19 protein-coding genes and 1 other RNA gene are annotated in these 20,566 nt (G+C 62.1%); 15 read left to right on the top strand and 5 right to left on the bottom strand.

Features of this window, described 5'->3' with window-relative positions:
- The first annotated feature begins 60 nt into the window (after positions 1 to 60).
- Together H0482_RS04270 and H0482_RS04265 are read left to right on the top strand one after the other, a co-directional pair.
- Positions 61 to 390 carry a hypothetical protein gene (locus H0482_RS04270; RefSeq protein ID WP_193728755.1) on the top strand — a complete coding sequence of 110 codons (330 nt, stop codon included), beginning with the start codon at positions 61 to 63 and terminating at the stop codon, positions 388 to 390.
- Positions 387 to 1,247, top strand: a complete 861-nt coding sequence (locus tag H0482_RS04265; RefSeq protein WP_193728754.1) for an alpha/beta fold hydrolase — start codon at positions 387 to 389, stop codon at positions 1,245 to 1,247. Before H0482_RS04270 ends, H0482_RS04265 begins: the two co-directional genes overlap by 4 nt.
- Before the next feature lie 214 nt (positions 1,248 to 1,461).
- Here H0482_RS04265 and H0482_RS04260 read toward each other — a convergent pair whose 3' ends face one another.
- Positions 1,462 to 1,896: a host attachment protein gene (locus H0482_RS04260; RefSeq protein WP_193728753.1), complete on the bottom strand. Its 435-nt coding sequence runs from the start codon at positions 1,894 to 1,896 to the stop codon at positions 1,462 to 1,464.
- 193 nt (positions 1,897 to 2,089) lie between these two features.
- On the opposite strand from H0482_RS04260, the gene rarD reads away from it, so the two are divergent.
- A complete protein-coding gene (gene rarD / locus H0482_RS04255) occupies positions 2,090 to 3,034 on the top strand; it encodes an EamA family transporter RarD (protein ID WP_193728752.1) in 945 nt (314 codons plus the stop codon).
- On the opposite strand, the gene H0482_RS04250 is transcribed toward rarD, so the two are convergent.
- The gene (locus H0482_RS04250) at positions 2,978 to 3,922 is read right to left on the bottom strand and encodes a hydrogen peroxide-inducible genes activator (protein WP_193728751.1); all 945 of its coding nucleotides are present in this window, start codon (positions 3,920 to 3,922) and stop codon (positions 2,978 to 2,980) included. The genes rarD and H0482_RS04250 overlap by 57 nt on opposite strands.
- Before the next feature lie 97 nt (positions 3,923 to 4,019).
- Between H0482_RS04250 and katG the strand changes: the two genes are divergently transcribed.
- The 9 genes from katG (at position 4,020) to H0482_RS04205 (ending at position 14,248) form a co-directional block, all read left to right on the top strand.
- Entirely contained in the window at positions 4,020 to 6,203 is a 2,184-nt protein-coding gene (gene katG / locus H0482_RS04245; RefSeq protein ID WP_193728750.1) for a catalase/peroxidase HPI, read from the top strand.
- Positions 6,204 to 6,308: 105 nt separating this feature from the next.
- Complete coding sequence (locus H0482_RS04240) at positions 6,309 to 7,538, top strand: DUF2336 domain-containing protein (protein ID WP_193728749.1); 1,230 nt, start codon at positions 6,309 to 6,311, stop codon at positions 7,536 to 7,538.
- Between the two features lie 78 nt (positions 7,539 to 7,616).
- Entirely contained in the window at positions 7,617 to 8,576 is a 960-nt protein-coding gene (locus tag H0482_RS04235; protein WP_193728748.1) for an ArsR/SmtB family transcription factor, read from the top strand.
- Positions 8,577 to 8,581: 5 nt separating this feature from the next.
- On the top strand, positions 8,582 to 9,475 hold the full coding sequence (gene metF, locus H0482_RS04230; RefSeq protein ID WP_193728747.1) for a methylenetetrahydrofolate reductase [NAD(P)H]: 894 nt from the start codon (positions 8,582 to 8,584) through the stop codon (positions 9,473 to 9,475).
- 131 nt (positions 9,476 to 9,606) lie between these two features.
- Entirely contained in the window at positions 9,607 to 10,419 is an 813-nt protein-coding gene (locus H0482_RS04225) for a hypothetical protein (protein WP_193728746.1), read from the top strand.
- An 81-nt stretch (positions 10,420 to 10,500) separates the two neighbouring features.
- A complete protein-coding gene (locus H0482_RS04220) occupies positions 10,501 to 11,247 on the top strand; it encodes a J domain-containing protein (protein ID WP_193728745.1) in 747 nt (248 codons plus the stop codon).
- A gap of 32 nt (positions 11,248 to 11,279) precedes the next feature.
- Positions 11,280 to 11,662: RNase P RNA component class A (rnpB, locus tag H0482_RS04215), an RNA gene on the top strand.
- 157 nt (positions 11,663 to 11,819) lie between these two features.
- Positions 11,820 to 12,920 (top strand): carboxynorspermidine decarboxylase, encoded by a 1,101-nt coding sequence (locus H0482_RS04210; protein ID WP_193728744.1) that lies wholly within the window; start codon positions 11,820 to 11,822, stop codon positions 12,918 to 12,920.
- 44 nt (positions 12,921 to 12,964) lie between these two features.
- The gene (locus H0482_RS04205; RefSeq protein WP_193728743.1) at positions 12,965 to 14,248 is read left to right on the top strand and encodes a saccharopine dehydrogenase family protein; all 1,284 of its coding nucleotides are present in this window, start codon (positions 12,965 to 12,967) and stop codon (positions 14,246 to 14,248) included.
- 48 nt (positions 14,249 to 14,296) lie between these two features.
- Here the strand turns inward: H0482_RS04205 and H0482_RS04200 are convergent, their stop codons facing one another.
- From H0482_RS04200 to H0482_RS04190, 3 genes are read right to left on the bottom strand one after another with little or no spacing between them, the layout of a single operon-like run.
- Entirely contained in the window at positions 14,297 to 15,328 is a 1,032-nt protein-coding gene (locus H0482_RS04200; RefSeq protein WP_193728742.1) for a histidine kinase dimerization/phosphoacceptor domain -containing protein, read from the bottom strand.
- Between the two features lie 6 nt (positions 15,329 to 15,334).
- Complete coding sequence (locus H0482_RS04195; protein WP_193728741.1) at positions 15,335 to 15,778, bottom strand: response regulator; 444 nt, start codon at positions 15,776 to 15,778, stop codon at positions 15,335 to 15,337.
- A complete protein-coding gene (locus tag H0482_RS04190) occupies positions 15,775 to 17,268 on the bottom strand; it encodes a sensor histidine kinase (protein ID WP_193728740.1) in 1,494 nt (497 codons plus the stop codon). The genes H0482_RS04195 and H0482_RS04190 overlap by 4 nt, the downstream gene beginning before the upstream one ends.
- A gap of 198 nt (positions 17,269 to 17,466) precedes the next feature.
- On the opposite strand from H0482_RS04190, the gene rsmH reads away from it, so the two are divergent.
- Genes rsmH through H0482_RS04175 form a run of 3 tightly spaced genes read left to right on the top strand, consistent with a single transcriptional unit; the run spans position 17,467 to position 20,557 of the window.
- Positions 17,467 to 18,468: a 16S rRNA (cytosine(1402)-N(4))-methyltransferase RsmH gene (gene rsmH, locus H0482_RS04185; protein WP_193728739.1), complete on the top strand. Its 1,002-nt coding sequence runs from the start codon at positions 17,467 to 17,469 to the stop codon at positions 18,466 to 18,468.
- Positions 18,465 to 18,848 (top strand): cell division protein FtsL, encoded by a 384-nt coding sequence (ftsL, locus tag H0482_RS04180; protein ID WP_193728738.1) that lies wholly within the window; start codon positions 18,465 to 18,467, stop codon positions 18,846 to 18,848. Before rsmH ends, ftsL begins: the two co-directional genes overlap by 4 nt.
- Positions 18,848 to 20,557, top strand: coding sequence for a peptidoglycan D,D-transpeptidase FtsI family protein (locus tag H0482_RS04175; RefSeq protein ID WP_193728737.1), 1,710 nt, complete (start codon positions 18,848 to 18,850; stop codon positions 20,555 to 20,557). Before ftsL ends, H0482_RS04175 begins: the two co-directional genes overlap by 1 nt.
- The last annotated feature ends 9 nt before the right edge of the window (positions 20,558 to 20,566 follow it).

The following is a 20,566-nucleotide window of genomic DNA, read 5'->3' as shown; positions in this document are numbered from 1 at the left end:
TGCGATAAGCTGTGCAAAACGGCGAGAATGGCCGATAGGGTTTGTCGTCTGGGGGAATGGATGAAGATTTTCGTGACGGGGGCGATGCTGCTGGCTGGCCTTGCCTTCGCCGTTCCGGCCAATGCCGCACCGGGACAATGCTCGCTCACCGGCTATGACACATTCGATTGCGATGTGACCGTCGATGGCGGCGGCATCACCTTCACCCTCCCAGATGGACAGAATTTTGTCTTCGCTCATGTCGCCGATGGCGCGGGGATCGGTTATCTCGGCATTGAAGGCCAGCGCTATCCTCAGGATTTGGGCTCGTTCCTGCCCATCGAGGATGAGCCCGGCTGCTGGCTGGGCGAAAAGGCCAATATCAAGTTCTGCGCGGCTTTGTTGCAGTGAGCCCTGACGCAGCGGAGCCCGCCGAGCCATTCTCGATTGAAATCGGCAATGCGGTATTGGCCGCGATTGAACAGGGCGAAGGCCTGCCGGTCGTGTTTCTCCATGCCGGGGTGTGCGACAAGCGCATGTGGCTGAGCCAGATGCAGGTTGTCGCCGATGCCGGTTGGCACGCTATTGCCTATGACCGGCGCGGCTATGGCGAAAGCCAAAGTCCGGACGAGGCGTTTAGCCATCTCGACGATCTCGAAGCTGTTCTCGATGCGCTCGACATTCACGCGGCGCTGTTCGTGGGCAGTTCGCTGGGCGGTGGGCTGGCGCTGGATTTCGCATTGCGCCATCCCGGTCGGGTGCTGGGGCTGGTGCTTGTCGGCACCTCGGTCACCGGGGCGCCGTGGAGCGCCACGGCTGAAGAGAGCGCCATCGAAATGGCCGAAGAAGACGCCTGGGAACGGGGCGATCTCGAGCTCATCAACAAGGTGCAGGCGCACGAATGGCTGGACGGTCCGCGCAGCCAGAGCGGTCGGGTCGGCGGCACGGCGCGGGCGCTGTTTCTCGACATGAACGGGCTGGCGCTGGCCAAGCCGAACCTCACCCAGGAAGAAGACCGTCCCGATGCCTGGGGCCGCCTCGATGCGGTTAATGCGCCGGCGCTGTTGATCGTCGGCAGCGAGGATTTTTCCGCCATCATCGATCGGCACGAGACGCTGTCCGAGACCATGCCCAATGCCTTCGCGATGCTGCTGGAGGGCGCGGCCCATATTCCGAGCATCGAGCGTCCCGATCTGGTCAACTCCCTGCTGCTGCAATTCCTCGATGCTTTCGATGGCGATGAAAGCGACGAGGATTCAGAGGACTAGGCGCGTTTTCGGACATCGGTCGCGGCGCCGATCATGAAGTGATTCAGATCGCTCAGAGGCTGATTCAGGTGATTGTCTTAGTGATTCAGTGTGTCTTGTTAATCCATTGATCGTGAATAGATTTCCGTCGAGAGGTGGATTGCCCGGACGAGCCGGGCAATGACGAAGGAATGCGATATTCAGCAGGTGCTGAAATCGGGTCTTAGGCCCCACCTTAGACGGCGATGATGCCGTCGAGATGCCGGGTCAATTGCGGCGTCGGTAGATTGGTCAGATCCTTGTCGAGTTCGGCCACTACGGTTTTCTTCACATGCTCGGACAGCGCCTTGCGCAGATTGCCCAGGGCTATGGGGGCGGCGGCGATGACCAGGCGGTTGAACGTGCCGGCCTTGGCCTGTTCGTCGAGGGCGCCGGCAATGGCGCGGATGAATTCGGCTTCGCGGTGTTGGGCCGGGTCGGTGCGCGGTTCCATCGCGCCGCCCGTGGGGCCGCGGCCTGAACGATCAGTGTCGATTTCTTTCGATTGCAGCGGCGGGATGGACCATTCCAGTCCCTTGATACTGGCCAGCCCCTTTCCGGGGCCGGCATGTTCCAGCACGCGCGCCTGAGTGCCATCGGCAAGAAGGATCCAGGTTACGGTCTTTTTCATCTGCTGCTCCTCACGTTGGGACGGGTTCGAGCGCGACAGGCGGGTCGCGGCCTTTGAGCCAAACGTCCGACTAGGGGAAAAGGTTGGCGGGGCTCATAAGCTTTGCAAGGGATGGCGATCACAAAGACTGATTTGTCGCAGCAGCGCGGGACTGATAAATCGACTGAGCGCCCGCGTGGCGCGGAGTTGATTCATGACCCTTCCAGAGCAGTCGCCAGAGGTCGCCGCACCGGCCGCCTCTCTCTCCAATGCTGGCAGCAGCGAAACCAGCAAGGGCGTCGCGGCGGCCTTGTCGGCCTATCTGCTCTGGGGGTTCCTGCCCATTCTGTTCCGCCTGCTGGAGCAGGCGGGTTCAGTGCTGATCGTGGCGGAGCGGACGCTCTGGTCATTGCTGCTGCTGGTGGGGATCATCGTGGCGACACGCGGCATGGCCGATGTGCGCAATCTGCTGCGCGATTGGCGCAAGATGCGCATCATCGGGCTGTCGGCCATTCTGCTGGTGGCCAATTGGCTGCTCTATGTCTGGGCCGTTGAGAGCGGGCAGGTGCTTGAAGCCAGTTTCGGCTATTTCATCAATCCGCTGGTCAATGTCGCCATCGGCATGATCTTTCTCGGCGAGCGACAGAACCGGCTGCAAACCATCGCCATCGGGATTGCCGCGATTGCCATCGTGATCCAGTCGGTGGGCCTGGGCAATGTGCCCTATATCGCACTGGGCCTGGCATTCACTTTCGGTTTCTACGGCTACATCCGCAAGACCGCCGAGGCGGGTCCGGCGACGGGACTGTTTGCCGAAACCCTGGTGGTTGCGCCTTTTGCCATGAGCTATGTGATCTTCGACCTCGCTACCAATGGCCCCGGCGTGCATGCCGATCCCACCTTGCTGCTGCTGCTGGTCCTGACGGGGCCGGCAACGGCGGTGCCGCTGCTGCTCTTCACCTATGGCGTTAGGCGCTTGCGGCTCACCACGATCGGCATGTTCCAATATCTGGCGCCGTCCATCCAGTTCCTGCTGGCCATCCTGTTGTTCGGCGAACAGTTAAACGGGCTGCGCCTGCTCAGTTTCGTGCTGATCTGGGTGTCATTGGTCGTGTTCAGCTATGACAGTTTCCGCCAGCGGCGCGCGCGGCTGGCCTGACTTCCCTGCGTCGCGGATGATCGCCGCGATCTGGGCGAAGGTCGCGCCGAATGGCGTTGCTTCGCGCCAGACCAGCCGCAATTGCCGCCCGGCGCCTGGCTCGTTCAGCCGGTGGACGGCAATGCGCGGATCCCTGGCTTCCTTCTGCAAGGCGATCTGAGGCAGCAGCGTCACGCCCTGCCCATTGGCGACGAATTCCACGATGGTGGACAGCGAAGTCGCGGCGAATGTGCGGGCGTTGCGCTCCGGGTCGAGCCGGCAGGCCGAGATGGTCTGGTCGCGGAAGCAATGGCCTTCATCCAGAAGCAGGATGCGGTCCGGCGAGAGATTGGCCAGGGACAGGGGTTCAGCGCTGCGTTCATGGCTGGCCGTAGCCAGCACGAATGGATCGTCGAAAAGCGGCGCGCTGACCAATTTCGGCCCGCTGCTGGGCAGGTCGGTGGCGATCAGCGCGATGTCGAGACTGCCTTCATGCAGGCCGGACAACAGCGCCTCGGTGCGGTTTTCACTGATGGTGAAGTTCAGTTCGGGCAGCTTGCGCGTCAGCGCCGGAAAAATCGTCGGCAGCAGATAGGGCGCGACGGTGGGGATGAGGCCGAAGCGCAGCGGATGCTTGGGCTTGCCGCCATGACTGAGGACAAAGCCTTCCAGCGCATCGGCACTGCGGATGGCTTCATGCGCCAGATCGAGGAAATCCCGCCCGAACGGGGTGAGACGCACGCCGCTTTTGAGCCGGTCGAACAGGGCTGCGCCGCAATGGGCTTCGAGCATCAGGATCTGTTGTGACAGCGCCGGCTGCGAGATGGCGCAGATTTCTGCTGCCTTGCCGAAATGGCCGGCCTTGGCCAATGCCACGGCATAACGCATCTGCTTGAGGGATATCTGCACAATAATTTTTTCCTATCGATATGCCAAGTTTAATCGATTTGCCTAATGGATGCCATCCCCATATAAGGGGTGCAAACTATTCCAAAGGGGCCCTCAAATGACCGATCCAAATGTGAAGCCTGAAGCCGCCAAATGTCCGTTCCCTCATGGTGGCGGCAGCCGTCCGACGAACCGCGACTGGTGGCCGGAGGTACTTGACGTGCAGGTGCTGCACACCAATTCCAACCTGTCTGACCCGCTCGGACCGGACTTCGATTATGCCGAAGCCTTCAGCAAGCTCGACCTGGCCGCCATCAAGGCGGACCTGAAGGCGCTGATGACCGAATCCCAGGATTGGTGGCCGGCCGATTTCGGCCATTATGGCGGCCTGTTCATCCGCATGGCCTGGCACAGCGCCGGCACTTATCGCATCACCGATGGCCGTGGCGGCGCCGGCATGGGGCAGCAGCGTTTCGCGCCGCTCAATTCCTGGCCCGACAACGTCAATCTCGACAAGGCCCGCCGCCTGATTTGGCCGATCAAACAGAAATATGGCAATGCCATTTCCTGGGCCGACCTGATGATCCTCACCGGCAATGTGGCGCTGGAATCGATGGGGTTCAAAACCTTCGGCTTTGCCGGCGGCCGCGCGGATGTGTGGGAGCCGGAAGAGCTGTATTGGGGGCCGGAAGGCACCTGGCTGGGCGATAGCCGCTATAGCGGCGAGCGCGAGCTGGACGATCCGCTGGCCGCCGTGCAGATGGGCCTGATCTACGTCAATCCGGAAGGCCCGAACGGCAATCCGGACCCGCTGGCCTCGGCGCGCGACATTCGCGAAACCTTCCGTCGCATGGCGATGGACGATGAAGAGACCGTGGCGCTGATCGCAGGCGGCCACACATTCGGCAAGACGCATGGTGCCGGCGATCCGTCGCTGATTGCCGCCGCGCCGGAAGCCGCGGCGCTGGAAAATCAGGGCCTTGGCTGGAAGAACGGTTTCAACACCGGCATCGGCCCCGACACGACCGGCTCGGGTCTCGAAGTCACCTGGACCAGCACGCCGACCAAGTGGAGCACCAATTTCTTCTGGAACCTGTTCGGTTATGAATGGGAGCTGGAGCAGAGCCCGGCGGGCGCCAAGCAATGGCGCGCCAAGGGTGCCGGTGCGACCATTCCCGATGCGTTCGATCCTGACAAGAAGCACCTGCCGCGCATGCTCACCTCCGATATCGCCCTGCGAGTCGATCCGGTCTACGAGAAAATCGCACGCCGCTTCATGGAAAATCCGGATCTGTTCGCGGATGCGTTCGCGCGCGCCTGGTTCAAGCTGACGCACCGCGACATGGGCCCCAAGGCTCGCTATCTCGGCGCGGAAGTCCCAGCGGAAGACCTGATCTGGCAGGACGTCATTCCCCCGGTCGATCACGTGCTGGTGGATGACGCGGATGTGGAGGCGCTCAAGGCCAAGGTTCTGGCCTCTGGTCTTTCGGTGTCCGAACTGGTCGGCACCGCCTGGGCTTCCGCATCGACGTTCCGCAAGTCGGACAAGCGCGGCGGCGCCAATGGCGCGCGCATCCGGCTGGCGCCGCAAAAGGACTGGGCCGTCAACAAGCCCGATCAATTGGCCAAGGTGCTGGCAACGCTCGAAGCCATCCAGGCGGAGTTCAACGCCGCTTCGGTCGGCGGGAAGAAGATCTCGCTGGCCGACCTTATCGTGCTGGCCGGTGGCGCCGGCATTGAAAAGGCGGCGCGGGACGGCGGGCAGGCGGTGAATGTGCCGTTCACGCCCGGCCGCATGGACGCATCGGCCGAACAGACCGATGTGGAATCCTTCGCTGCATTGGAGCCGCGCACCGATGCGTTCCGCAATTATCTCAGCGGCCGCCAGTTCATGCGGCCCGAAGAGGCGATGGTGGACCGCGCGCAATTGCTCGGCCTGACCGGCCCCCAACTGACGGTGCTGCTGGGCGGACTGCGTGTGCTCGATATCGGCGTCAGCGCGCATGGCGTCTTCACCGAGCGCCCCGAAGTGCTGAGCAATGACTTCTTCACCAATCTTTTGACCATGGATCTGGTCTGGCGGCCCAAGGATGGGGAAGAGGGTATTTACGAAGGTCTCGACCGCCAGAGTGGCGAGATCAAATGGACCGGCAGCCGAGTCGATCTGATCTTCGGCTCGCATTCGCAATTGCGCGCTTTTGCCGAGGTCTATGCGCAGGCCGATTCGCCGGCCCGGTTCACGCGCGACTTCGTCACCGCCTGGACCAAGGTGATGAACGCGGACCGTTTCGACCTGCGCTGATCGCGCCATTGACCAGAAGAGAGGCCCCGGAGCGATCCGGGGCCTTTTGCGTTTTCCGGAGCTGTGCTGGCCATTGACGGGCTTCGGAACAGAGAAAGATACAATTTGAATAAAATCGCTGCTTCCGCCTTCAGGGCGCGCAAGCAGGTCGGCATCATTGTGGCGGAGGAATATACGGCAGAAGCCGGGAGAACGATGATGAGCGATGCGATGACCGAACTGGATGAAGGCCACCGGGCATTCGCCAATTTCCGTGTGCTCAATGGCGAGGACAACCAGTCCGAACGCGAGCAATTGTTTCGGAATATGGCGCAATTGTTCAGTTTCGTCTCCGATCGCTGCGACGACGAACAGGTCGCCCAATATGACGAGGTGCTGTGTCAGCTCGCCGAACTGGTTGAGGTCGAAGCGCGGGCTCACGTCGCCAAGCTGCTGGCCCCGCTGGAGCGGGTTCCGGGCACGGTGGTGCTGAAGCTGGCCAATGACGACATCGAAGTCGCCCGGCCGCTGCTGGAATTTTCCAGCGTGCTCAGCGACGACGATCTCATCGACATCATCGCCAAGCAATCGGAAGGCCATCGCCTGGCCATTGCCGGTCGTGCCGGGCTCAATGAGCGCGTGGGCGAAGCGATTGTCGAGCATGGCGAAACCGCCTCGGTGGTGCGACTGGTGCGCAATAATCGCGCCGAACTCGACCGCGCGACGCTGGAAAAGCTGGTGGAACGCGCCACCCGGGATGCCGAAATCGCCGCCGACCTGCGCGGCCGCACCGATATCGACTGGAAGTCACTGCGCGGCGAGATCGATGAGGTTGCCGGCAAGGTGCTGGAATCGCTGGGCGAGGTGGAGCGCCGCTTCGACCCGGTTGCTGCCGGCAAGGTCAATACCGTCGTCTACAATCGCATCCGCAACCGCGCCGGCTTCAATGCGCAGGAGTGGAAGGTCGCCTATAATCAGGTCAAGGGCCTGGCCGACCGCAAGCAACTCGATGATCGTGCGCTGGCCCGTTTTGCCCGCTTCGGCTATGGGCACCATGCGGCGGCGGCCATGGGAGTGATCCTCAGCGTTTCTCCCGAAGTGGTGGTGAAATGGCTGGCCAGCCAGGATTATGTTGCGGTCACTGTCGCCCTGCGCGCGGCCCGGCTCAGCCCGTCGCTATTCGAGGCCATCGTCGCCACTTTACCCTGGCGTGACCTGCCGAGCGAAGCCGACAAGCGCATGGTGCTATCGCGGTTCGAAGCGCTGGATGGTGACGATGCCCGCAACATCTTTGAATTGTGGCGCGCGCACTCTTTCCGCAAGCGCGCCGTGACCGAAGATCGACAGAGCGCCTGAAGGCATTCGATCACCCAAAAACGGGCTGGACCTCAACTCCATTCTGGATATAAAGACATCTTTATATCCGAGGGCGTCATGGGCAGCTTGAACAAATTCGTCGGAGTGTTGAAAGCCGCGGGCGAAAGCACGCGGCTTCGTCTGCTCGCGCTTCTCGCCGACGGCGACCACTCGGTCAAGGATCTCACGGAAATCCTCGATCAGAGCCAGCCGCGCGTGTCCCGACACCTGAAATTGCTGGCGGATGCCGGGCTGGTGGAGCGCCACGCCGAGGGCGCCTGGGCCTATTATCGACTGGCGCCGGCCGGGCAGGGGGCCGATCTCGCCCGCTGGCTGACGGCGCGTGTCGACCAGCACGATGCCGAGCGCGTGCGCGACCGGGCGCGGCAGGTCGAGATTCGGCAAGCGCAGCAGGCTTTGGCGGCGGATTATTTTGCCAAGGTTGCGGAAAGCTGGGATTTGCTCAAGACCCTGCATGTGCCCGAGGGGGCGGTGGAGGCGGCCGTTCTGGCGCAATTGGGCGGGCGCAGCGTCGATCTGCTGATCGATCTGGGAACCGGCACGGGGCGCATCCTGGAGGTTCTGGCTCCGGCCTATCGGCATGGCATCGGGATCGATTCCAGCCGGGAAATGCTGGCCGTGGCCCGTTCGCGACTTGCCGCCGCTGGCGTGACGCATGCGCAGGTGCGGCTGGGCGACATTGCCGCACTCGATCCGGCGATCGGTCCGGCTGACGTCATCGTCATCCATCAGGTTCTGCATTATTTCGACGATCCGGGCCGCATGCTGGCGCAGGCGCGCCTTTTGCTGAAACCGGGCGGGGAAATCCTCATCGTTGATTTCGCGCCTCACGATCTCGAATTTTTGCGCAGCGAGCATGCCCATCGCCGGCTCGGCCTGTCGCCGGAACAGATGAATGGCTGGGCGTCATCGGCGGGGCTCGATGTCCTGTCCATGCGCGCCTTTCCCAGTGACACGAAGGATCGCGGCCTGACGGTATGCCTCTGGCATCTCGGCGACCGCTATAGAACGGACTAGACGATATGCTTGACGACAATCTCCGCGCCAGCCGCCAGACGGCCGACCAGCGCCCGGACCTGCAATTGTCCTTCGAATTCTTTCCGCCCAAGACGGATGTGATGGAAGAGCGGTTCTGGGACAGCATTCACAAGCTCGCTCCGCTCCATCCCCGCTTTGTCTCGGTGACCTATGGCGCGGGCGGATCGACGCGCGAGCGCACCCTGCGCATGGTCAGCCGCATCAAGGCCGATACCGGCGTTCCGGCTGCTGCCCACCTGACCTGCGTTGGCGCGACCAAGGCCGAGGTCGATGACGTGGTGCGCCTCTACCAGGCGGCGGGCGTCGGCAGCATCGTGGCGCTGCGGGGCGATCCGCCAGAAGGCGTGGGGCAGAAATTCACGCCGCATCCCGATGGCTATCAGAATGCCGCCGATCTGGTGGCGGGCATAAGGCGCATTGGGGATTTCGATATTTCGGTGGCCGCCTATCCCGAAAAGCATCCGCAAAGCGCGGATTGGGACGCCGATATCGACAATTTGAAGCGCAAGCTTGATGCGGGGGCCGATCGCGCCATCACGCAGATGTTTTTCTCCAATGGCGATTACCTGCGTTACCTCGAGCGTGCCCGCAAGGCGGGGGTGACGGCGCCGATCGTGCCCGGCATTCAGCCGATCCATTCCTTCAAGCAGATCTCCGGTTTTGCCGCCCGGTGCGGCGCCTCGATCCCGGATTGGCTGGCGGAGCGGTTCGAAGGGCTGGAAGACGATCCCGAAACCCATGCGCTGGTTGCCGCCGCCGTCGCGGCCGAACAGGTCACCGAATTGCTGGATGAGGGCGTGACGGAGTTCCATTTCTATACGCTCAACCGCTCCAATCTGGTGCTGGCGCTGGCGCGACTGCTCGGGCGGCGAGCCTAGATCAGCCTCCGGTGGGCTGGTTCATCGCCGGTTCAGGCATAGGGCGGGATGATGAGATTCCCGCCCTTCCATATTCTGGCCATGAACAAGGGCATGTTCCCCCTCTGGGCATGAGCCCTCGGAAAAAGCCTATGCTGATAGATCGCCGCCGCATCGTGAATGGACTGGCCTGGGCCGGGGCCGCGCTGATTGTCGCGGTTCCCGTTGCCGATCTGATCGCCCGCCAGTTCGCATCGGCGCCTGAGCCGCAGGTCGCCATCGTGCAGGAAGCGCCAGAAAGCGCTGTCACATTGCCGACCCCGACCGTCGAACGGCCTGAGCCTCGTCCGGTGCCGCCCGCGCAGCCTGCGGACAAGGCTAAACCGGCGCGGACGGCAGATATGGCGGCGACTGCGGGGGATGCGGTCGACTCCTATCTTCAATCGGGCCGACCCCTTCCCAGCTATATCAGCAATGGCAGTGGTTCGACGCCCCCTGCATCGGGCAATGCCCAGCCCCGTCCGTCAGTGACGCAACCCCTTCCGGAGCCTGCACCGGCTCCCAACCCGGTCCCGAAGGCCGATGCCGCGCCGCAGCCAGAAGCGCAGCCGACGCGGCCCGTGATCGCCATGCCGCGCGCGGTGACGGGATTCCCGACCCCGGTTTCGGAGCGTCCGCGCGTGGCGGCGGCTCCCGCAACGCCGGTCGTGCCAATTGCGCCGGCTAACCCGCCGCTGATCATCGAGGATGCGGGCCCGGTCACTACCGCGCAGGATCTGGATGATTGGGAAACCGGGCCATTGTCCGATTTCCTGGCCAATCGCGGCGGGCAAAGGGCGGCTCCAGCGCCGAACGATTATGAGCCGGGCGGCTTCTGGCTTGACCAGGGGCCGGGCAATGGCGGCAATCGGCGACTGCCTCCGGCCTATGATGACGATTACTATTACTATCAATTCGGCCAATAGAGCAGGTTGGCCATGTTTGTCGGGGCATGGACCCGACTGGCGGCAGGCGCTAGTCTTTCGCTGATTTGGAAGAGGTCCGAAATGTTGTGCTGCGTGCGCAAGGCAGAAGAAAACCGGGATGTGTGGCAGAATTTGTCGCGCTTTCTCGGCTCGTTTTCCGCCCGCACCGGGCTTGCAGGACGCATTGCCAATATTCTTGATCCCGACACCTGGCTTCCGGGTGGAAGGGAGGCTGCCTTCACGCTGGCGCTGATCGCGCTATCGGCCAAAATGGCGGTTGCCGACGGCGCGGTGACCGCCTCGGAAGTGCGGGCTTTCAATGCCAGTGTCGACATTGCCGAGGGCAATGCGCCGCAGGTGGAAAAGCTCTTCAACCTCGCCAAGCAGGACGTGGCCGGCTACGACGCCTATGCCCGCAAAGTGGCGCGGTTCTTCGCCGATACCCCCGAGACGCTTGAACACGTGCTCGACGGGCTGTTTTTCATCGCCACTGCCGATGGCCTCGTGCACGAAGCGGAACTGGATTATCTGCGCGAGGTCAGCGCGATTTTCGGCTTCGATGAGGCAAGGTTCGAACAGATAGCCTCCCAGCATGTGGTGTTGGAAGCGGGTGTCGATCCCTATAAGGTTCTCGGCCTTGCCCACGATGCGCCGCCCGAGGAAGTGCGACGGGTCTATCGCCTGCTGGTGGCCGAGCACCATCCCGACCGGTTGATCGCCAGGGGCGTGCCGGAAGATCTGATCGACATGGCGACGGCCAAGATGTCCGCCATCAATCTGGCCTATCAGGCGATCATCCGGCCCAAGCCGCAGCCGCTGCTCACTTGACGGCGGCAATCGGCTCGCGCACATAAGCGCGGCCAGTTGACCGGGTGGCCGCTGGCATGGAGGTAACTCCATGCTGGAGGAAAGTCCGGGCTCCATCGAAACACGGTGACGGCTAACAGCCGCCGGGGGCGACCCCAGGGAAAGTGCCACAGAAAGCAAACCGCTCCGGTCCGCCGGAGTAAGGGTGAAAGGGTGCGGTAAGAGCGCACCGGGCGTCTGGCAACAGAGGCCGCACGGTAAACCCCACCGGGAGCAAGACCAAATAGGGATGACGCGGGCTTCGGCCCAGCCTGTTTCGAGGCCAGATCATCCGGGTTGGTTGCACGAGCGCGTCCAGCAATGGCCGCCATAGATGAATGGTCACCACGTCGCGCAAGCGGCCCTACAGAACCCGGCTTATAGGTCAACTGGCGTTGACTTCTCCCATCCATCGTCGCTAAACGATGGCCTTGCTTTCCGCCGTCTTCAACCGGCGGGCTCACGCTGGGGCCTTTGCGGCCCTTTTTGTTGGTCGAGTTTCCAGGCCGCGAAAGCGGCACTTTTCTGGAGACCCTCCCTGGAGTTGCGGCGCGATGCCCCTGGCTACCCCCTATTATCTGATCGACGAAAATGCGCTGGCGCGAAACCTCGAACGTGTCGACCTTTTGCGTGCCGCTTCCGGCGCCAAGTGCCTTCTGGCGCTCAAATGCTTTGCCACCTGGTCCACTTTCGCGCAGATCGCGCCGCATATGGACGGCACCACGTCTTCCTCGCTCAACGAATTGAAGCTGGGCCGGGAAAAGTTCGGCGGCGAAACCCATGCCTATTCGGTGGCGTGGTCGGATGGCGAAATCGATGAAGCCATCGCCAATGCCGACAAGATCATTTTCAACTCGGTGAGCCAGTTGGAGCGGTTTGGCGACAAGGCCCGCCACCTGCCCATGGGCCTGAGGGTCAATCCCGGCGTCAGCCATTCGCATTTCGACTTGGCCGACCCGGCGCGACCGTTCAGCCGGCTGGGCGAAAGTGACCGCGCCAAAGTCGAGAAGGTGATGGACCGGGTTTCCGGCTTCATGCTGCACTGCAATTGCGAAAATGATTCCGTGGCGGCGTTTTCCGCCCTGCTCGACCAGATCGAGAGCCGGATCGGCGATTTGCTGGCGCGCCTCGACTGGGTGAGCCTGGGCGGGGGTATTCACTTTACCAAGCCGGGCTATGACATCGACGCGCTGGCGGCGCGGCTAAAAGCTTTTGCCAAAAAATTCGAGGTTCAGGTCTATCTCGAACCCGGTGACACGATCGTGACCGATACGACCACGCTCGAAGTGTCGGTGCTGGACATTGTGGAAAACGGCAAACCCATCGCCATTGTCGACAGTGCCGTCGAGGCCCATATGCTGGATTTGCTCGTTTACCGGGAATCGGCGGCTGTCGCACCCAGCGAGGGGGCGTATCATTATGAAATCGCTGGTAAATCCTGTCTGGCTGGCGACGTGTTCGGCGCGTTCGATTTCCCCGAAAAGCTGGAAATCGGCAGCCGGATCTCGCTGCTCAATGCCGGCGGATATACGATGGTGAAGAAAAACTGGTTCAATGGTGTGGCAATGCCCGCTATAGCCATAGCCAGGAAAAACGGCACAATCGATCTTGTGAAAGAATTCGTGTATGCCGACTATGTCGCCAGTCTGTCCTAGGACAGGCTGATCCCGTTACCCCTTGAAAAGGTGTTTCGTGCCAATTGAAAAAGAATCTGCTGATCATCGGCGCCGGAGGTGTCGCGCAAGTCGCTGCGTTTAAGGCAGCAATGCACAATGATGTGCTCGGAGACATTCACATTGCCTCCCGCACGCTGTCGAAATGCGAGGCCATCATTGGCTCGATACTCGACAAAAAGGCGCTGAAGCGCCCGGGCATCCTGGCCGCCCATCAACTCGACGCCATGGATATCGAGGCCACCAAGGCCCTGATCCGTCAGACCAAGTGCCAGATCGTCCTCAATGCCGGTTCGGCCTTCCTCAATATGAGCGTGTTGCGCGCCTGTATCGACATGGGCGTCGCCTATATCGACACGGCCATCCATGAAGACCCCACCAAGGTATGCGAAACGCCGCCCTGGTATGGCAATTACGAATGGAAGCATCGCGAGGAATGCGAGCGCAAGGGCGTGACTGCCGTGCTTGGCGCGGGCTTCGATCCGGGCGTGGTCAATGCCTATGCGGCGCTGGCCGCCAATGCCTATTTCGACCGGATTGATTCCATTGACATCATCGATGTCAATGCCGGCAGCCATGGCCGCTATTTTGCGACCAATTTCGACCCCGAGATCAATTTCCGCGAATTTACCGGAACGGTGTGGAGCTGGCAGGAAAGCCAGTGGCGCGCCAACAAGATGTTCGAGGTCAAGCGCACCGACGATCTGCCGGTCGTGGGGACGCATACCACCTATCTGACCGGCCATGACGAGGTGCACTCGCTCTCGGCCAATCTGGACGTGCCGGACATCCGCTTCTGGATGGGCTTTGGCGAGCACTATATCAATGTCTTCACGGTGCTGAACAATCTCGGGCTGCTGTCCGAGAAGCCGGTTCTGACCGCCGAGGGGCTGGAAGTGGTGCCGCTCAAAGTGGTCAAGGCCGTCCTGCCCGATCCGATGTCGCTGGCGCCGGATTATACCGGCAACACCTTTATCGGCGACCTGGTGAAGGGCGTCCGCGACGGGGTCGAGACTGAATTGCTGGTCTACAACATTTCCGACCACGAGGCGGCCTTTGCCGAAACCAATAGCCAGGCGATTTCCTACACCGCAGGTGTGCCTGCCATCGCCGCGGCCATGCTGATCGCCAAAGGCGATTGGGATTGCCACCACATGGCCAATGTCGAGGAATTGCCGCCAGTGCCGTTCATCGACCTGCTGGGCAGGATCGGCCTGCCGACGCGGGTTCGCGATGCCAAGGGCGACAGGGCGTTCGACCCGGTCGAGTTCCGTGACGAGCGGCGCAGGATCGCCCGCGCCGGAGCCTGATGATCTGACGGCCGGGACTTTCCCGGCCGTTTTTCGTTGGTGGCAGGTTCAGGCGGCGAAGGTGAACAACACCCTGGTGCCCGGCCCATCGCCATAGGCGATCTCGGCATCGAGACTATGGGCCATGGCCTTGACGATGCGGCTGCCCAGGCCCGTGCCCTGCGGCTTGCCGATACCCCTCCAGCCGACACCATCGTCTTCCACCACCAGTCGGACCTGATCGCCCTCCCGGTTCAGGAATATCCGGACCTCCCCAGGGTCACGATCAACATAGGCATATTTGAGCGCATTGGTGACCAGTTCGGTGACGATAACGCCGAGCGACGCCACCTTGTCGGTGGGCAGGGGAAAGCTCTCCACCCTGACCATGATGGACGCGGTGCGGTCCTCCGACTGCATGGAGGTTTCGAGTTCGCCGACGAGGCCGTTGAGATAGTCGGCGATCTGCACCCAGCGGGTGTCGTCGGATGTGTAGAGGTGGCGGTGCACGCCGGCGATTGCCTGAATACGCGCCTGGGTTTCGCTGAGGGCGCGCTTGGCTTCCTGGTCTTCCACGGCATTGGCTTGCAGGCCGACCAGGGCGGCGACCATGGCGAGGGAATTGGCGACGCGGTGATTGACTTCCCCAAGCAGCATTTCGGCGCGCTCGCGGGCCTCCTGCATCTCGCGCTCCGCCGCCGCCTTGGCCCGGTTGAGGCGAACATGGGCGATGGCATGGTCGATGGCGGCACCGAGCAGTTCCATGAACTCCTCGGTGCCTGATTTGGGGACGAAATCGGTCGCGCCGGCCTTGAGCGCGGCAACCGCAATCGACATTTCGGCGGAACCGGTGACATAGACCACGGCGGGCCTGTCTTCCAGATTTTCCATGCCCTTGAGCAGGTCCAGACCCGTGCCGGTGGGCAGGTTGTGGTCGAGCGCGACCACATCGATGCCCTCCCGCCGCATGATTTCCAGCCCGGCTTCGGCACTATCCGCCTGGCTGAAGAGATAGCCGCGCCGCTGCATGGCCTTTTCCACCAGCCGGGTCAGGCCCGGATCGTCGTCGATGTAAAGCACATGTGGCGTTCTGTTCGGCATGACGGATTATTCGGCCTCAGGTATCTGCATGACGGAGAAGAAAAGACCCAGTTGCTTGATGGCGTTCGCGAAGCCGTCGTAGTCCACCGGCTTGGTAATGTAGACATTGGCGCCAAGATCGTAGCAGCGCTGTATTTCGCCCTGGTCGTCGGTGGTGGTCAGGACCACGACGGGCGAACGGCGGGTATGCTCGTTGGCCTTTACCCTTTCGAGAATATCGATGCCGGTCATGTCGGGCAGGTTGAGGTCGAGCAGCACCAGCAATTGGCGCCCCTTGTTGATCGAGCCGGAGCCATCGTCGCCGAACAGATAGGCCAGCGCATCAGTGCCATTGGCAAAGGGCACGATTTCGTTGGCAACCCCGGCGCGGCGAATGTTCTTTTCGATGAGGCGGGCGTGTCCCTCATCGTCCTCGATCATGATGATGGTGACCGGACGGGCGTTGTTCATGCCGAGGCACTCCCCAGGTAATACCGCAGGTCGCGCGGCAGGTTGATTGTGAAAGTGGTGCCTTGGCCAAAGGTCGAGGTCAAGGTGACGTCGCCGCCGAGGCTGCGTGCCATGGTGCGCACATGTGCAAGGCCAATGCCTTCTCCGGGATGCGTCTGGGAGCCGGAGCGGCGGAAAAGCTCGAAAACCCGCTCCTGGTCGGTTTCGGCAATGCCGCGGCCATTGTCCTCGACCTCGATCAAAACCCTGTCCCCCGGCAGGTGCCGGGCGCTGACATTGACCCTTAGCGGGCGGCCCGGCTGCTGATACTTGACGGCATTATCCAGTATGTTGCCCAAGACCTGCTCGATGGACAGCTTGTCGGTAACGATCTTGCCGATACGGATGTCGGTGGCGATTTCGCCGCCATTCTCGGCCAATTGATGATGAAGCGCGGCCGCGCCAGAATCGGCGATTTCGCGAAGATCGACCGGCTCGGGCTTCAGTTTACGGCGGCCTTCGCGGGAAATCTTGAGGATGGCGTTGATCAGTCCGTCCATCTTGCGGGTTGCGGCGCGGATGAACGTGACGGCTTCGGGCAGATCCTCGATGGCGGCAAGACGCGCTTCGGAGGCGAGCGGGTTGTCGGTTTCGGGTTGCGTTTCTATATAGGCTTTTACCGCCCCGACGCTGTTTTCCAGTTCGCTGGTAAAGCCCATGATGTTGACCAGGGGCGCGCGCAGGTCATGGGTGACGATATAGGCGAAACGCTGGATTTCCTCATTGGCGCGGAAAAGATCGTTGGTTCTTTCCTGCACGCGGTCTTCAAGGCTGGTATTGGCGTGTTCCACGGCGCGGCGCGCCTGATTCAGCGCCTGGGTGTAGTTCAGCACCGCCCAGATGGCGCCGCCGACCACGGCAAGAATGACGATGCCGCCGATCAGCGAAACGAGACGCAGCAGGTTCGCCGTACTGCGCTGGGACTCCGCGCCTTCAGTTAGCCGCGTGTCGGCGGCTTCGATTGCTGCGGCAAAGAACTGGCGCGAGCGGTCCATGGCCTCCTTGCCGGTGTCCTCGCGAATGATCGCCATAGCTTCGGCGCGCCGATTCTCGTGGGCCAGCGAAAGAGTAAGGGCCATTTCCTCGAGCTTGATCGCGATGTCCCGGCGCAATTGCCGCAATGGCTCGGCGGCCCTGGGCTCAGTCTTCAGCACCTCTTCGAGATGACGGAGCGTGTCCTCGATCTGCGGCAGAGCTTCCTCGTAGGGCTGAAGATAGGATTGCTCCAGAGTGATGATATAGCCCCTCTGGCTGGTCTCGGCATCCTGAACCAGGGCGCGCAGATCCACCGCCACGGCGCGGACGGTGCGTGCCTCGATCACTTCGTTGAAATAGACTTGGGTGCGCTCCACCAGCCAAAGCGTGGTGCCCACAATGGATAGCAGCGCGAGCAGGCCGACAAAGAGCAGCAGAGCTGTTGAACGTACGAAGGTCTTGCTGGTTATCGGCATAGGCACCTCGTTTCTGTCTGCCTTAATCGCCTGAAGCGGGGGCAAGGGCAATATGCCCCCAGTAAAGCACAGGGATTTGGCTGCCGCGAACCTCTTTTCACGCCTCGGAAATGGGAAACAGAATGTTAAGCGTCGGCATGGCAAATTGCGCCGGAGTTTATGTAACCGGCAATGGCCGGGAGTGGAGTTGTGGCGGATATGGGCAAGCCATCCCTGCCCGAAACCGAGGCGGCGGACGGGCCTCATGTTCCTGTCCTGCTCGATGAGGTTCTGGCGGCCCTGTCGCCAGAGACTGGCAGTATCATCGTCGATGGCACCTTTGGAGCCGGCGGCTATTCGCGCGCCTTGCTCAAGGCGGGCGCGCAGGTCATCGGAATTGACCGCGATCCATCGGTTCTGCCTTATGCAGCGGCCCTCAAGGAAGAATTTTCCGACCGGTTCAATTTCGTCGCGGGCACTTTTTCCGAACTGGACGATCTGGCCGCCAGTCATGGGCCGGTCGATGCGGTCGTGCTGGATATCGGCGTCTCCTCGATGCAGCTTGACGAAGCCGAGCGCGGTTTTTCCTTCATGCGGGACGGGCCGCTCGATATGCGCATGAGCCGTTCGGGGCCCAGCGCCGCCGATCTGGTCAACGATCTCGACGCCGAAGACCTGGCCAACCTGCTCTATGCCTTCGGGGAGGAGCGCAAGTCGCGCCGCATCGCGCAATTCATCGTCGCGGCGCGACAGCAGGAGCCGATCCGCACGACGTTGCAATTGGCGCGGATCGTTGAAAAGGCCATCGGGCGCAAGCCGGGCGATGCCCATCCGGCGACGCGCTCCTTCCAGGCCCTGCGCATCGCCGTCAATGGCGAGTTCGACCAATTGGTCGAGGGCCTGTTCGCCGCCGAACGGCTGCTGGGTGAAGGCGGCACGCTGGCCGTGGTGAGTTTTCATTCGCTGGAAGACCGGATCGTTAAACGGTTTTTCGACCCCGACAAGGGCGGCCCGGCCATGTCCAGGCATCTGCCGCAAGCCGAGAGCGCGCCGCGCCGCTGGCAGCGCGTGGCAAAGGCGGTCAAGGCGGGGGCGGCGGAGCTGGCGACCAATCCGCGCGCGCGTTCTGCCGTGCTGCGCAGCGCGGTCCGTACAGCCGAGCCGGCGCGGCCTGTGCAGATGCGTGGCCTTGGCGTTCCGGCAATCGGGGGGACGCAATGATCCGCAATATCAATATCTTTTTGATCGTCGTCTCCATTGTCATGCTGGCCAGCGTCTATGCGCTCAAGTTCTCCATCGAGGGGACCGCTGCCGAACGGACGGCTCTGGTGGTGAAGATCGCCGAGCAGGAGGGCGCGCTGTCTCTGCTTAAGGCCGATTGGGCGGTGCTGAACCAGCCCGGCCATATCGATCCCATCGTGCGCCGCCATGAGGCGGAATTGCTGATCGCGCCGGTGAAACAGGAACAGTTCGGCTCCTTCGCAGCCCTGCCCATGCGCCCCGCCAAGCCGGACAGCGCGGCCATGGACGCCCTGTTTCAGGCCATTGCCCAGGGTATCGACCCCATCGACGCAATTCTTGAACTTGAGGGGATCGAGTGATGGCCCTGGCCAGCGAAGGTTTTTCGCCCACAATCGCCCTGGACGGTGCGCGCAAGCAGCGCGGCAACCTCACGCAGGCGCGCATCCGCTGGATGATACTCGGCGTCCTGATCGGTTTTTCTCTTGTGGGGGGGCGTCTGGTTCAATTGGGCATGGTCGAGACCGACCAGACCATCGAGGGGCAGACCCGCGACGCCATCCAGGCCAGTCGTCCGCCGATTCTGGACCGGAACGGGCTGGAAATGGCCGTCGATATTCGCGTGCCCTCCCTCTATGCCGAGCCGCGCCGCATCATTGATGTCGAGGAGGCGGTACAAAAGCTGCGCACCGTGCTGCCCGATCTCAACGAAACCTGGCTGCGCAACAGGCTGACCGGCGATCAGGGTTTCGTCTGGGTACGGCGTGAACTGACGCCGGCGGTGCAGGAACAGGTGATGCGGTTGGGCATACCCGGCATCGACTTCATCACTGAATCCAAGCGCTTCTATCCGGGCATGAACGAGGCCGCGCATATTCTGGGCTCCACCAATGTGGACAATCAGGGCATTGCCGGCATCGAGCGGCACATGGACAGCGAATCCATCGCATTGTTGCAGGAACTTGGTCTGGCGCGGGGCAATGCGCTGACACCGGTGGAATTGTCGGTGGATATGCGGGTGCAGCATGTGCTGCACGATCAGCTCATGGACGCCATGACCCGCTATCAGGCGATTGCCGCAGCCGGGGTGATGACCGACATCTATACCGGCGAGGTTATCGCGCTGGCATCCTTGCCCGATTTCAACCCGAACGAGCCGGCCAGCGCCCTGGTCAAGGATACGTTCAACCGGATTACCTCAGGCATTTTCGAGCCGGGTTCGATCTTCAAGACCATCACCATTGCCGGGGCGCTGGATAGCGGATCGGTGCGGGTGACCGACCAGCTCGACGCTCGCTACGGCATCCGCTTCGGCCGCTACACGATCGACGACTTTCACGGCAAGCACCGCATCCTGAGCCTGCCCGAGGTCTATAAATACTCGTCCAATATCGGCACGATCCGCATCATGCAGGCCATGGGCAAGGACAATTTCCGCGAGTTTCTGAGCCGAATGAAATTCGATGAGCGCGTGTCGTTCGAGCTGCCGGAAATGCGCGTGCCCACCGTGCCCAAGTCGCTTTCGGAGGTCGGAGCGGCGACGGCATCCTTCGGGCATGGCTTGTCGGTGTCGCCCCTGCACATGGTCGCTGCCTATGGCGCGCTGGTGAATGGCGGCAATTACATCGCGCCGACCCTTTACAAGCGCGACGCCGCGGAAGCGGAAGCCTCCTATGAGCGGGTCGTCTCGCCGCAGACGAGCGATTCCATGCGCTACCTGATGCGTCTCAACGCCCTGGAAGGCTCGGGTTCACAGATGAACAGGGCGGCGCAGGGCTATCGCGCCGGGGGCAAGACCGGCACCGCTGAAAAGGTGGTCGATGGCCGATATTCCTCCAGCAAGGTCACGAATTTCTTTGCCTCGGCTTTTCCGCTGGACAATCCTCGCTATGCCATCGTCATCATGGTGGATGAGCCCAAGGCGGAAAATCCGCAATCGGGCACCACTGCGGGTTGGAACGCGGGCGCTATTACCGGCCGGTTGATCCAGCGCGTGGCGCCCATGTTGGGGATTGCACCTGACTTCAGCGAAGCGCTGGATCGTCAGATTGTTCCACCCATTCTCCGTTAGTTCGATCCA

The organism is Devosia faecipullorum, assembly GCF_015158295.1.
In the GTDB taxonomy this organism is placed as follows: domain Bacteria; phylum Pseudomonadota; class Alphaproteobacteria; order Rhizobiales; family Devosiaceae; genus Devosia; species Devosia faecipullorum.
This window is presented reverse-complemented; position numbering and strand designations above follow the sequence as displayed.